The organism is Klebsiella sp. P1927 (assembly GCF_018204675.1).
Classification (GTDB): Bacteria; Pseudomonadota; Gammaproteobacteria; order Enterobacterales; family Enterobacteriaceae; genus Klebsiella; species Klebsiella pneumoniae.
This window is the reverse complement of the sequence record NZ_CP073377.1, coordinates 109,584-123,043: the sequence shown is the minus strand read 5'-3', so window position 1 is coordinate 123,043 and position 13,460 is coordinate 109,584. Positions and strand designations below refer to the sequence as shown.

Here is a 13,460-nt window from a genome sequence, read left to right as displayed (position 1 = left end):
AAATCAGCGGGCGCAGAATTGCGCTGGCTCATTCTTTGACCACCAGCATTAACCCTGGTATGCTTAATCTGTTTCGGTTTTTCGTAGTGACATTGGCAGCTCTGCAAAGCTGCCTTTGTTTTATTCAGCGTCAGCATTCGGCACCTCCGGCAATACACCACCAGCGATCAGTCTTTTCGTTAACCACTGCTCACCCTTCCCCGTCAGCATCGTTGTGAATGAGGCTCTTACCTCGCCATTCGTTTCATACGTTCCCTGGCGAACGGCAAAATAACCGCTATCGATATAACGCTGCATAGGCAGGTTGTGGCGCTGGCCACCATTGATGAGAATCCCCTGTTGCCTCATCCAGCCGAATAATTTGATGGGGCCAAGCCCTACGGCTTTGGCATAGTTTGGAATGGAAATCCCCTTACTGATCTCCGCCACGCGATCAGCGAAATCAACTTTTGGCGCAGCGGCCACCAGCCGGTTTTCAAGTTCGCTTGCCTTTTCGGCCAGATCAGCAGCAAGGCGCAGGGCTTCCGGTAACGTCTGGGGGATATTAGCGGCGGCTTTTGCCTGGCGTTCGCAGTTGATGAAATAGCGGCGCACCTCCCGCCCTTTTTCGTTGCGCTCAACCATTGCCAGCTCTTTACCCATGTCGATGGTGATCAGGTAATCATGTGCAATTTGTTGGCGATATTTTGCGCTCCCCGAAACGGGGGCGCTCAAATTTTCAACCACCGTAAAATCTACACCAGCAGTAAAACCATACTGGCTGATACGCCCCTTAATCCATGTGGTGAAATCACGCCCAACGCCGAGAAACTCATGGAGTTTTTTTGCACTGACCAGCGATACCGTCACGCCGCCAATATTTCCGGGGTTAACCGGAACCAACTCATTTAATTTTTGCATAGCGCCCCCCTTACGCGGATTTACGGTTGTAAGGGGTGTTGACGTTCTCAACAGCAGGTGGATTGCGAACCCACCAAAGAACATCTGACAGAAGCCATGCGCAACTATTACGGCCAAAGTGGCAGCGTGGCGGGAATTTACCTTCGTTCTCCATATACCAGCGGGTGGAACGGGAAAGGCTGGTTATTTCGAAGCATTCACTTTCACGAATACGGCGATCAAACTTAATGCCATATTCTGCGAGAATGGTGCGGCGTTGTTCTGGTGTTGGCGGGGTAAAACGAGTATTTGACATGCTTCCTCCACTTAACGCAATCAGAAGGAGCCTTTCCTGTCTGTTCTTGCGTTGTGGGGGAAGTATTTGTCTAAAGTAAATTAATAAAAATGGCTTCTAAAATTTAAAAAGGCGTGTTTAATTCTAAAAAGGGTAATCTAATGATTAGAACACCCTTTCTAACGTTTAGAAGCTACTACAATTAAAACTTAAAGTGCCTACTAATGTATGAGGTAATTGTGTCAACGCTCTTGACCGGGCATTGTCCGTCAGGAAATAAGTGCACTCTGTCGGAAAGTTCTCTGGCCCATGCTGAGAAATTGTAGCTCCCATCTTTTTTCAAGCACTTTTCATTGAAAATATCAGAACTTGTTTCTTTGAATTTTATTGCAGCACTTAAAATTAATAGTTCATTTCGTGCATGTTTTTCTTTTGCACTTTCTGAGCGTTTATTAATACTATTTTTTGAATCAGAGTCTAAATCAGGTCGTTCAATATCATTGAGCATTGGCAGCTTATCGAAATCAAGGCCGCTTTCCATAAGCCGTTTAATATCATAATTAGTAACCCATAAATCATCATACCCGGCTTCAAACTCATAAGGGTCGAAATTAAACCTCTTGCCATTAGCCTGATCGATAAAAGGTTGGGCTGGCAGAATCTGAATTACTGGAGTTTCACCGCCCGTGAGGCACGGGAAAAATCCGGGGAAAAAATCCTTCACAGGTAAAGATGACTCAAACTGATCGGGCATTACCCGCCACAGACCTAATGCAAAGCCATATCCGACAAGGAACCCTTTACTTTCTTGTTCCGTAAAGATGTCTGAACCAGATAATAGTTTATCAGGTTCAAAATAACGGCCATTAGTAAATTCAATAAAAGAGTGATTCGTTATCGCGCGGGTTTGCCCTGACATAGAATTAAAAGTACGAGGAAAATATAGTGATGAATACCAATCCTTTACATCACTAAAATCTTCACGAAGAAGGATTCGGCAGTGAAACCTTTTCAGCATCATGCTTATTTCGATTTTATTTTCAATAGCAAGGTTGATCAAATCTGACGGTTCAACCCCCAGAAATGATGCACCTCTGGACAATCTACAATATGAAAATGGAATCTTTATTTCTTTTTCTGCCATAACGCTACCCTCAACGCCCCTAATTAACTTGCGAGCCAGGCGGGTAGGGTTTCCCGCTTTTCGGTTGGCCGACCTAGACTCGCAAGACCAGTTTAATCTCTATTCGCTACAGTTAACAGAACCACATTTTGATGATTACCCGCAAGAAGTTCTAAGCGATCATACCACTTATTCAGCGCGTCCAGTTTCTCCGGCAGATACAGACTACGGTTATAAATCGCCATAACCCCTGGCATTGAGTGGCCCAGCAACTGTTCAACAACGTGCGGAGCTATACCCATATTATTCATATGCGTTGCAAGCGTTCGCCGTAGATCATGCAATGTCCAGGGTTCAGAATGCCTCAGTTTTTTATAAACACTACGGCCCCACTGGCTAACCGCTTCGCTATTCTTCACAACCCCAAGAAGGTAGCCGGATGATTTTGTTTCATCGTGGAGCATTTCAATAAATGAACGCATCGCCTCTGGAACTGGACGCACAATCTTTTCACCGCCTTTACTATGCGCTTTTGGTACTGTCCACACCCATGCCTCCATATCCCATTCGGCCCACTCTGACAATCTGGCCTCCTGGGTGCGGCAACCAAACAAAGTGGTGATCCTGAGCAAGTTTGTGTAGTAAGGCAGAAAAGTATCGCCGGACGATATAGCAGCCCATAATCCCCCAACCTCTTTATCTTTCAGTACCCGATCTTTTTTCGCCTGCTTTTTACCAACATCGGGAATACTCAAATCTTCAAGGGCGGTACTGACGGCGTAACGGCGAACGCGGCAGAATTTCAGAGCCTGCTTACACATCTGAAATACATAACCCGCAGCAACTGGCGTTTTCTTTTTCATCCTGTCAAAGCAGTCAAGCCAGTATCGGGTTTCGCAGTCAGCGAGCGCCATTTTTCCAATGTAAGGGTAAATATGCTTGCGTAGCTCCGCTTTATGCCGCTCAACGTTCGCACGGTTTTCTTCCGCATATTCGCGTATCCAGTATTCGATAGCTTCCTGCACCGTGACCGGTTTAAGCGTTTCCTGAGTAGTTAGCGCCAACTGGTGCTTTGGGTCTTTACCTGAGGCCAGCCACTGGCGACATTTATCACGCGAGGAACGGGCCTCTTTGAGACTCATATCAGGGTATCGCCCCAGAGTTAGCCGATGCAGCTTCTGCCCGTCGAGCCGGTAAGTAAACACCCAGCTAATACCACCAGCTTTCGTTACCTTAGCGCTCAACCCGGCACCATCAGCATAAAACTCAATCTTACTGGCCGGGATGCCATGTAATCCCTTTAACTTCCTGTCGCTCAGTTTGTTAAGTTCGCCAGCCATAGACCACCACCCAGCCCAAAGTGTTTATACAAATGTTTATACAGAATTGCTTGCATAATAGCATAAACAACAAAAAGCACTGGAACAATATACAGTCACAATTTCACATAACCAATTGATTTTAAATAAAATACAAAACCCACTCCAAAGCATGAAAACAGCTAATCTGACAGTACGGCATGAACTGATACTAGTCAGTTGCTTGCTTGATATAAAAGGCGCTCTTCGGCATGGGGAAGCGCCTTTTTTATTATCTGCGCCAACAGAACTCATTACTAATTCACCAGCCGTAGCGCAGGCCCTCCCGATAAACGCGCAGCACAGACCACCGCCATTATATTATCCACCAGCGCAGGCGCCTGCTGATAAAGATCGAAGCGTTGCGGATCGAGCAGCCAGTTTTTAATCAGCCCGGAAAAAGCACTGTGTAAAACAATTAATATCATCTCAATGTTTGTTTCGGCTGGCAATATATTGTTACGCACGCAGCACTGCAGGATGCCGCCAATGAGTGAATAATTAAAACCAATACGTTGGCGAATTTCGTATTCCGAAAGCATATCACTGGAAAACTCACAGCGCTGATAAAGAATTTGCATCAGAGCGCGCTGTCGAGGATTCGCAGCAATATAGCGCAGGCCTGCAATAAACCGCTCGCGTAAAGCATTTAGCGGCTCATGTTCGTACTCTATGGCCTGACTGGGCTGAATCAAATCTCTAAGCGGCGGCTGCTGCTGCCACATTTCATTAAACAGCTCCGTCTTACTGGCAAAATGCCAGTACACCGCGCCGCGAGTCACTCCCGCCGCATCGGCGATATCCGTCAGGGTGGTGTTGGTTACTCCGCGCAGGGCGAACTGCTGGATTGCGGACTCAATCAGGAGCTGCCGCGTGCGCTGCGCCTCTTCTTTTGTTTTTCTTGCCATACAAGGCCCCACTTCCCGATAAGCAGATAATATAGGATATTCTTAATTAGAATTAATCTAGCATTTGCCATGAAGTATTATTTAGCAAAAATGCAGACAAGTTAATCCTGATGCGAAAAGAGAATTAATTATTCAAGTGAATATCACCGGAAAATACATTCACTGAAATAATGTCTATTTATCAACTTTTACAATTGCGATAAATCGCAATACTACAGTGACCATTTTTTTGTTTTTGCGTGCCTTGCTGATTGCTTAAAAATAAGTATCTCTTACATCCAACGGCGTTTATTTGTAGGATGGCAAACTGCTTTTTGATTCCCTCTTTCTTTCACAGATTCGCCGCCTGATTGGGTACGTAATCTATAAGGAACCGCCATGACGACTCACGCCAGAGTGACACTTTTATCCGGTTTAATTATCTCGGCCTTATTGCTAACCGGTTGCGATAATTCTGACAACCAGCAACCCCATGCGCAGGCGCCGCAGGTGACGGTCCATGTCGTGAACAGCGCGCCGCTATCAGTCACCACCGAACTGCCGGGCCGAACCTCTGCTTTTCGCGTAGCGGAAGTCCGCCCCCAGGTGAGCGGTATCATTCTGAAGCGTAACTTTGTTGAAGGAAGTGATGTCGAAGCAGGCCAGTCGCTCTATCAGATCGATCCGGCGACCTACCAGGCGGCGTGGAACAGCGCCAAAGGCGATGAGGCCAAAGCCGAAGCCGCGGCCGCTATCGCCCATTTGACGGTGAAACGCTACGTTCCACTGCTGGGTACTAAATATATCAGCCAGCAGGAATACGATCAGGCAGTGGCCACCGCCCGCCAGGCCGATGCCGATGTCATCGCCACCAAAGCTGCCGTAGAAACGGCCCGTATCAACCTGGCCTACACCAAAGTAACCTCCCCCATTAGCGGGCGCATCGGTAAATCGAGCGTCACCGAAGGGGCGCTGGTCACCAACGGCCAGTCGGATGCCCTGGCTACCGTCCAGCAGCTCGATCCCATCTATGTTGACGTGACGGAGTCCAGTAATGACTTCATGCGCCTTAAGCAGGAAAGCCTGCAGCGCGGCGGTGATACCAAAAGCGTTGAGCTGGTCATGGAGAACGGCCAGGCCTATCCGCTCAAAGGTTCACTGCAGTTTTCTGACGTCACTGTTGATGAAAGTACGGGCTCAATTACTCTGCGCGCTATCTTCCCTAACCCGCAGCATGTCCTGCTGCCAGGGATGTTCGTCCGCGCCCGCATAGACGAAGGCGTCGATCCGCAGGCTATCCTGGTACCGCAGCAAGGGGTGACCCGCACGCCGCGTGGTGATGCCTCCGTGATGCTGGTGAATGACAAAAACCAGGTTGAAACCCGGGAAGTGGTCGCGACTCAGGCCGTTGGCGATAAGTGGCTTATCACCAGTGGGCTGAAGCCGGGCGATAAAGTGATTGTCAGCGGCTTACAGAAAGTCCGTCCAGGCGTCACTGTCAAAGCGGAAGCGGAGCGTGCGGCGCCGGCCGTGCAATAAGGATACCCAGCCATGTCTAAGTTTTTTATTCATCGACCGGTCTTCGCCTGGGTGCTGGCTATCATTATGATGATTGCCGGCGGCCTGGCCATCCTGCAGCTGCCGATAGCTCAGTACCCGACAATCGCCCCTCCTGCGGTAGCGATCTCCGCCACCTACCCCGGTGCAGATGCCCAGACCGTACAGGATACGGTCACTCAGGTTATCGAGCAGAATATGAACGGCATCGACAATCTGATGTATATGTCGTCGACCAGCGACTCTGCCGGTTCGGTAACCATTACGCTCACCTTTAAATCGGGTACCGATCCCGATATTGCCCAGGTACAGGTGCAAAACAAACTGCAGCTGGCCACGCCGCTGCTGCCCCAGGAAGTACAGCAGCAGGGGATTAGCGTCGAGAAATCCAGTAGCAGCTTCCTGTTGGTCGCCGGCTTTATCTCTGATAACCCGACCACCACCCAGGACGATATTTCTGACTATGTCGCCTCCAATGTCAAAGATCCTATTAGCCGCCTCAACGGCGTGGGCGATGTGCAGCTGTTCGGCGCGCAATACGCCATGCGCGTCTGGCTGGATGGCAACCTGCTGAATAAATACAACCTGACGCCGGTGGACGTCATCAATGCGCTGCAGGTCCAGAACGATCAGATCGCCGCGGGTCAGCTCGGCGGCACGCCAGCGCTGAAAGGCCAGCAGTTGAACGCGTCAATCATCGCTCAGACGCGGCTCAAAGATCCGCAGGAGTTTGGCAAGGTCACGCTGCGGGTCAATGCCGATGGCTCTGTCGTCCATCTGAAAGACGTCGCCCGCATTGAGCTGGGGGGAGAGAACTATAACGTTGTCGCCAGAATTAACGGTAAACCTGCCTCTGGTCTGGGTATTAAGCTTGCGACCGGCGCCAACGCCCTGGATACCGCCACCGCGATTAAAGCGAAGCTGGCCGAGCTGCAGCCCTACTTCCCTCAGGGGATGAAGGTGGTCTATCCGTATGATACGACCCCTTTCGTCAAAATCTCCATTCACGAAGTGGTCAAAACGCTTTTTGAAGCAATTATTCTCGTCTTTCTTGTCATGTATCTGTTCCTGCAGAACATGCGCGCAACACTCATTCCAACCATTGCCGTACCCGTGGTGCTGTTGGGAACCTTCGCGGTATTGTCGATGTTTGGCTACTCCATCAACACGCTGACAATGTTTGGCATGGTGTTGGCGATAGGTCTGCTGGTCGATGACGCTATCGTAGTAGTGGAAAACGTCGAACGTGTGATGGTTGAGGAGAAGCTCTCGCCAAAAGAAGCGACGGAAAAATCTATGTCTCAGATCCAGGGAGCGCTGGTGGGTATCGCCATGGTGCTCTCCGCAGTATTTGTCCCGATGGCCTTTTTCGGCGGCTCAACCGGCGCGATTTATCGTCAGTTTTCAATCACCATCGTCTCCGCCATGGCGCTCTCCGTGCTGGTTGCGCTGGTACTGACGCCGGCGCTCTGCGCCACGTTGTTGAAGCCAGCCTCAGCTGAACACCATGAGAAAAAAGGATTTTTCGGCTGGTTTAACGCCCGCTTCGACCAGAGCGTTAACCACTATACCAACAGCGTCAGCGGTATTTTACGTGGAACTGGCCGTTATCTGGTGATCTACCTGCTGATCGTCGTGGGGATGGCCGTGCTGTTCATGCGCTTGCACACGTCCTTTCTGCCCGACGAAGACCAGGGCGTCTTCCTGACCATGATCCAGCTGCCGTCCGGTGCTACCCAGGAGCGCACGCAGAAGGTCCTGGATACGGTGACTGATTACTACCTGCATAACGAGAAGGCCAACGTTGAAAGCGTCTTTACCGTTAACGGCTTCAGCTTCAGCGGCCAGGGACAAAACTCCGGTATGGCGTTTGTCAGCCTGAAGCCCTGGGAAGCGCGCAGCGGCGATGAAAACAGCGTGGAGTCCATCATCAAGCGGGCCACCGTAGCCTTTAGCCAGATCAAAGACGCCATGGTTTTCCCGTTCAACATGCCAGCCATTATTGAGCTGGGTACCGCCACCGGCTTCGACTTTGAACTGATCGACCAGGGCGGACTCGGTCATACCGCTCTGACCCAGGCGCGCAATCAACTGCTGGGCATGGTGAAACAGCATCCGGATCAGCTGGTTCGGGTACGCCCTAATGGGCTGGAAGATACCCCTCAGTTCAAACTGGATGTCGATCAGGAAAAAGCGCAGGCGCTGGGCGTATCGCTCTCCGATATCAATGAAACGATATCAGCCGCGCTGGGCGGATACTACGTCAATGACTTTATTGACCGCGGCCGCGTGAAAAAAGTGTACGTTCAGGCTGATGCCCACTTCCGTATGCTGCCGAGCGACATTAACAACATGTATGTTCGTAGCGCCAACGGCGAAATGGTGCCGTTCTCCGCCTTTGTCACTTCACGCTGGATATATGGCTCGCCGCGCCTGGAGCGCTACAATGGGTTGCCATCTATGGAGATCCTCGGTGAAGCTTCGCCAGGCAAAAGTACCGGGGAAGCCATGGCGCTGATGGAAACGCTGGCCAGTAAACTGCCGAGCGGCATCGGTTATGACTGGACCGGGATGTCTTACCAGGAACGGCTCTCCGGCAACCAGGCGCCTGCGCTCTATGCCATCTCGCTGATCGTCGTCTTCCTGTGTCTGGCGGCGCTGTATGAGAGCTGGTCGATCCCCTTCTCAGTCATGTTAGTGGTTCCGCTGGGGGTCATTGGCGCGCTGTTAGCCGCCACGCTGCGTGGGCTGAATAATGACGTTTACTTCCAGGTCGGACTCTTGACCACGATCGGTTTGTCGGCCAAGAATGCGATCCTGATCGTCGAGTTCGCCAAGGATCTGATGGAGAAAGAAGGGAAAGGGATCATTGAGGCCACGCTGGAGGCATCGCGGATGCGCCTGCGGCCTATTCTGATGACCTCTCTGGCCTTTATTCTCGGGGTCATGCCGCTGGTGATTAGCCATGGTGCCGGCAGCGGGGCGCAGAATGCGGTTGGCACCGGCGTGATGGGCGGGATGCTGACCGCGACGCTGCTGGCGATCTTCTTTGTTCCGGTCTTCTTTGTGGTCGTCAGACGACGTTTTACCCGGCACGCTGAATAACGCGGCCTGGTTTTAAAGGCGCCCCCTGCGGGCGCTTTTTTTTCGCCTGGCATATTAGCAACCCGCTCAGCTTCCCGCTATCTGACAACCTCTATCGCATGCGGCAGCGCGGGGAGACGATCTTTCTCTCCATCTTTTCTGCATATTCCCCTGCTTATCTTCACGATATTTACGTGGCTCATATATTGAGATGATTTCGGCCTCCGGCCCGGACAATCCGCGGTGATAAAATAAGCCATTCCGTTCTGCACTGGCTCTCAGTACAACCCTGCGGATTATCCAGAGGTAATATCATGAAAAAGTATTTAATCGTGGCGCTGCTGGCCTCTCTACTGGCAGGCTGTGCCCATGACTCTCCCTGCGTACCGGTTTATGACTCGCAAGGCCGCTTAGTCCATACCAATACCTGTATGAAAGGCACAACAGAAGACAACTGGGAAACCGCAGGCGCAATCGCCGGGGGTGCGGCCGCGGTAGCCGGCCTCACGTTAGGGATCGTTGCTCTGACCCGCTAATTCACCCCCGACCAGCAGATACTGGGGCTAGCGTCGAACCTGTATCTGCTCTTCTGCGCATCATCCACATGACAACCGGGCAAATAAACTCTCTGTCCCTTGCTGCATTACGAGCAAATCGACTTTGACGGGTTTCCCCCTGGTGGCAGGACTGTTTATCAACAGATAACAGATAACACAAAAGCAGAAGGCCCAGTCTTTCGACTGGGCCTTCTGCTTTATTTGATGCCTGGCGATTCCCTACTCTCACATGGGGAGACCCCACACTACCATCGGCGCTACGACGTTTCACTTCTGAGTTCGGCATGGGGTCAGGTGGGACCGCCGCGCTATTGTCGCCAGGCAAATTCTTTACAACGTGCCGAACTTTAACCTAAAAAGTGGTGCTGATACCCAGAGTCGAACTGGGGACCTCACCCTTACCAAGGGTGCGCTCTACCAACTGAGCCATATCAGCACGCTAAATTTGATGCCTGGCAGTTCCCTACTCTCACATGGGGAGACCCCACACTACCATCGGCGCTACGGCGTTTCACTTCTGAGTTCGGCATGGGGTCAGGTGGGACCACCGCGCTAGTGCCGCCAGGCAAATTCTGTTTTATCAACACGTTTCACCAACGTATCGATTAATCTGAATCAGAGCTGAAAATTCTCTCAAATCCGCCAAAACATCTTCGGCGTTGTAAGGTTAAGCCTCACGGTTCATTAGTACCGGTTAGCTCAACGCATCGCTGCGCTTACACACCCGGCCTATCAACGTCATCGTCTTTAACGTTCCTTCAGGAGACTTATAGTCTCAGGGAGAACTCATCTCGGGGCAAGTTTCGTGCTTAGATGCTTTCAGCACTTATCTCTTCCGCATTTAGCTACCGGGCAGTGCCATTGGCATGACAACCCGAACACCAGTGATGCGTCCACTCCGGTCCTCTCGTACTAGGAGCAGCCCCCCTCAATTCTCCAGCGCCCACGGCAGATAGGGACCGAACTGTCTCACGACGTTCTAAACCCAGCTCGCGTACCACTTTAAATGGCGAACAGCCATACCCTTGGGACCTACTTCAGCCCCAGGATGTGATGAGCCGACATCGAGGTGCCAAACACCGCCGTCGATATGAACTCTTGGGCGGTATCAGCCTGTTATCCCCGGAGTACCTTTTATCCGTTGAGCGATGGCCCTTCCATTCAGAACCACCGGATCACTATGACCTGCTTTCGCACCTGCTCGCGCCGTCACGCTCGCAGTCAAGCTAGCTTATGCCATTGCACTAACCTCCTGATGTCCGACCAGGATTAGCTAACCTTCGTGCTCCTCCGTTACGCTTTGGGAGGAGACCGCCCCAGTCAAACTACCCACCAGACACTGTCCGCAACCCCGGTCAGGGGCCAACGTTAGAACATCAAACATTAAAGGGTGGTATTTCAAGGTTGGCTCCACGCAGACTGGCGTCCACGCTTCAAAGCCTCCCACCTATCCTACACATCAAGGCTCAATGTTCAGTGTCAAGCTATAGTAAAGGTTCACGGGGTCTTTCCGTCTTGCCGCGGGTACACTGCATCTTCACAGCGAGTTCAATTTCACTGAGTCTCGGGTGGAGACAGCCTGGCCATCATTACGCCATTCGTGCAGGTCGGAACTTACCCGACAAGGAATTTCGCTACCTTAGGACCGTTATAGTTACGGCCGCCGTTTACCGGGGCTTCGATCAAGAGCTTCTCCTTACGGATAACCCCATCAATTAACCTTCCGGCACCGGGCAGGCGTCACACCGTATACGTCCACTTTCGTGTTTGCACAGTGCTGTGTTTTTAATAAACAGTTGCAGCCAGCTGGTATCTTCGACTGGTCTCAGCTCCATCCGCAGGGACTTCACCTACACACCAGCGTGCCTTCTCCCGAAGTTACGGCACCATTTTGCCTAGTTCCTTCACCCGAGTTCTCTCAAGCGCCTTGGTATTCTCTACCTGACCACCTGTGTCGGTTTGGGGTACGATTTGATGTTACCTGATGCTTAGAGGCTTTTCCTGGAAGCAGGGCATTTGTTACTTCAGCACCGTAGTGCCTCGTCATCACACCTCAGCCTTGATTATCCGGATTTGCCTGGATAACCAGCCTACATGCTTAAACCGGGACAACCGTCGCCCGGCTAACATAGCCTTCTCCGTCCCCCCTTCGCAGTAACACCAAGTACAGGAATATTAACCTGTTTCCCATCGACTACGCCTTTCGGCCTCGCCTTAGGGGTCGACTCACCCTGCCCCGATTAACGTTGGACAGGAACCCTTGGTCTTCCGGCGAGCGGGCTTTTCACCCGCTTTATCGTTACTTATGTCAGCATTCGCACTTCTGATACCTCCAGCATGCCTCACAGCACACCTTCGCAGGCTTACAGAACGCTCCCCTACCCAACAACACATAGTGTCGCTGCCGCAGCTTCGGTGCATGGTTTAGCCCCGTTACATCTTCCGCGCAGGCCGACTCGACCAGTGAGCTATTACGCTTTCTTTAAATGATGGCTGCTTCTAAGCCAACATCCTGGCTGTCTGTGCCTTCCCACATCGTTTCCCACTTAACCATGACTTTGGGACCTTAGCTGGCGGTCTGGGTTGTTTCCCTCTTCACGACGGACGTTAGCACCCGCCGTGTGTCTCCCGTGATAACATTCTTCGGTATTCGTAGTTTGCATCGGGTTGGTAAGTCGGGATGACCCCCTAGCCGAAACAGTGCTCTACCCCCGAAGATGAGTTCACGAGGCGCTACCTAAATAGCTTTCGGGGAGAACCAGCTATCTCCCGGTTTGATTGGCCTTTCACCCCCAGCCACAAGTCATCCGCTAATTTTTCAACATTAGTCGGTTCGGTCCTCCAGTTAGTGTTACCCAACCTTCAACCTGCCCATGGCTAGATCACCGGGTTTCGGGTCTATACCCTGCAACTTAACGCCCAGTTAAGACTCGGTTTCCCTGCGGCTCCCCTATACGGTTAACCTTGCTACAGAATATAAGTCGCTGACCCATTATACAAAAGGTACGCAGTCACACCCGAAGGTGCTCCCACTGCTTGTACGTACACGGTTTCAGGTTCTTTTTCACTCCCCTCGCCGGGGTTCTTTTCGCCTTTCCCTCACGGTACTGGTTCACTATCGGTCAGTCAGGAGTATTTAGCCTTGGAGGATGGTCCCCCCATATTCAGACAGGATACCACGTGTCCCGCCCTACTCTTCGAGTTCACAACCTGTGCATTTTGGTGTACGGGACTATCACCCTGTACCGTCGGACTTTCCAGACCGTTCCACTAACACACAAGCTGATTCAGACTCTGGGCTGCTCCCCGTTCGCTCGCCGCTACTGGGGGAATCTCGGTTGATTTCTTTTCCTCGGGGTACTTAGATGTTTCAGTTCCCCCGGTTCGCCTCGTTAACCTATGTATTCAGTTAACGATAGTGCAACGAATTGCACTGGGTTTCCCCATTCGGACATCGCCGGTTATAACGGTTCATATCACCTTACCGACGCTTTTCGCAGATTAGCACGTCCTTCATCGCCTCTGACTGCCAGGGCATCCACCGTGTACGCTTAGTCGCTTAACCTCACAACCCGAAGATGTTTCACTTCTGATTGCGAAAATTTGAGAGACTCGAACACACATTAACTGTGTGTCGTTTCAATTTTCAGCTTGATCCAGATTTTTAAAGAGCAAAATTTCACAATGCACTTCGCAGTACATTTTGAAATTTATTATTTA

General features: G+C 51.3%; 8 protein-coding genes, 1 tRNA gene and 3 rRNA genes. 3 read left to right on the top strand and 9 right to left on the bottom strand.

The genetic code is table 11. The features are described from left to right. Positions 1-120: 120 nt before the first annotated feature. The 5 genes from KB892_RS00670 to envR all read right to left on the bottom strand — a co-directional run bounded on the left by KB892_RS00670 (position 121) and on the right by envR (position 4,563). Positions 121-900: a phage antirepressor KilAC domain-containing protein gene (locus tag KB892_RS00670; RefSeq protein WP_004150969.1), complete on the bottom strand. Its 780-nt coding sequence runs from the start codon at positions 898-900 to the stop codon at positions 121-123. Positions 901-910: 10 nt separating this feature from the next. Further along, positions 911-1,195 (bottom strand): helix-turn-helix transcriptional regulator, encoded by a 285-nt coding sequence (locus tag KB892_RS00665; RefSeq protein WP_001547839.1) that lies wholly within the window; start codon positions 1,193-1,195, stop codon positions 911-913. A 181-nt stretch (positions 1,196-1,376) separates the two neighbouring features. Beyond that, on the bottom strand, positions 1,377-2,318 hold the full coding sequence (locus KB892_RS00660) for a hypothetical protein (RefSeq protein ID WP_004150970.1): 942 nt from the start codon (positions 2,316-2,318) through the stop codon (positions 1,377-1,379). 92 nt (positions 2,319-2,410) lie between these two features. Continuing rightward, the gene (locus KB892_RS00655) at positions 2,411-3,637 is read right to left on the bottom strand and encodes a tyrosine-type recombinase/integrase (RefSeq protein ID WP_004150971.1); all 1,227 of its coding nucleotides are present in this window, start codon (positions 3,635-3,637) and stop codon (positions 2,411-2,413) included. A gap of 275 nt (positions 3,638-3,912) precedes the next feature. Then, entirely contained in the window at positions 3,913-4,563 is a 651-nt protein-coding gene (gene envR, locus KB892_RS00650) for an acrEF/envCD operon transcriptional regulator (protein WP_004150972.1), read from the bottom strand. A 378-nt stretch (positions 4,564-4,941) separates the two neighbouring features. Between envR and KB892_RS00645 the strand changes: the two genes are divergently transcribed. The 3 genes from KB892_RS00645 (at position 4,942) to KB892_RS00635 (ending at position 9,719) form a co-directional block, all read left to right on the top strand. Beyond that, a complete protein-coding gene (locus KB892_RS00645; protein WP_002919101.1) occupies positions 4,942-6,081 on the top strand; it encodes an efflux RND transporter periplasmic adaptor subunit in 1,140 nt (379 codons plus the stop codon). A 12-nt stretch (positions 6,082-6,093) separates the two neighbouring features. Then, the gene (locus KB892_RS00640) at positions 6,094-9,204 is read left to right on the top strand and encodes an efflux RND transporter permease subunit (RefSeq protein WP_002919102.1); all 3,111 of its coding nucleotides are present in this window, start codon (positions 6,094-6,096) and stop codon (positions 9,202-9,204) included. A gap of 293 nt (positions 9,205-9,497) precedes the next feature. Beyond that, positions 9,498-9,719 carry a putative periplasmic lipoprotein gene (locus tag KB892_RS00635; protein ID WP_002919103.1) on the top strand — a complete coding sequence of 74 codons (222 nt, stop codon included), beginning with the start codon at positions 9,498-9,500 and terminating at the stop codon, positions 9,717-9,719. A 227-nt stretch (positions 9,720-9,946) separates the two neighbouring features. On the opposite strand, the gene rrf (KB892_RS00630) is transcribed toward KB892_RS00635, so the two are convergent. From rrf (KB892_RS00630) to KB892_RS00615, 4 genes are all read right to left on the bottom strand, one after another. Further along, positions 9,947-10,062 (bottom strand): 5S ribosomal RNA (rrf, locus tag KB892_RS00630). Positions 10,063-10,100: 38 nt separating this feature from the next. Further along, a tRNA-Thr gene (locus KB892_RS00625) sits at positions 10,101-10,176 on the bottom strand. Positions 10,177-10,190: 14 nt separating this feature from the next. After that, positions 10,191-10,306, bottom strand: a 5S ribosomal RNA gene (rrf, locus tag KB892_RS00620). Positions 10,307-10,403: 97 nt separating this feature from the next. Next, positions 10,404-13,305 (bottom strand): 23S ribosomal RNA (locus KB892_RS00615). Positions 13,306-13,460 lie beyond the last annotated feature (155 nt).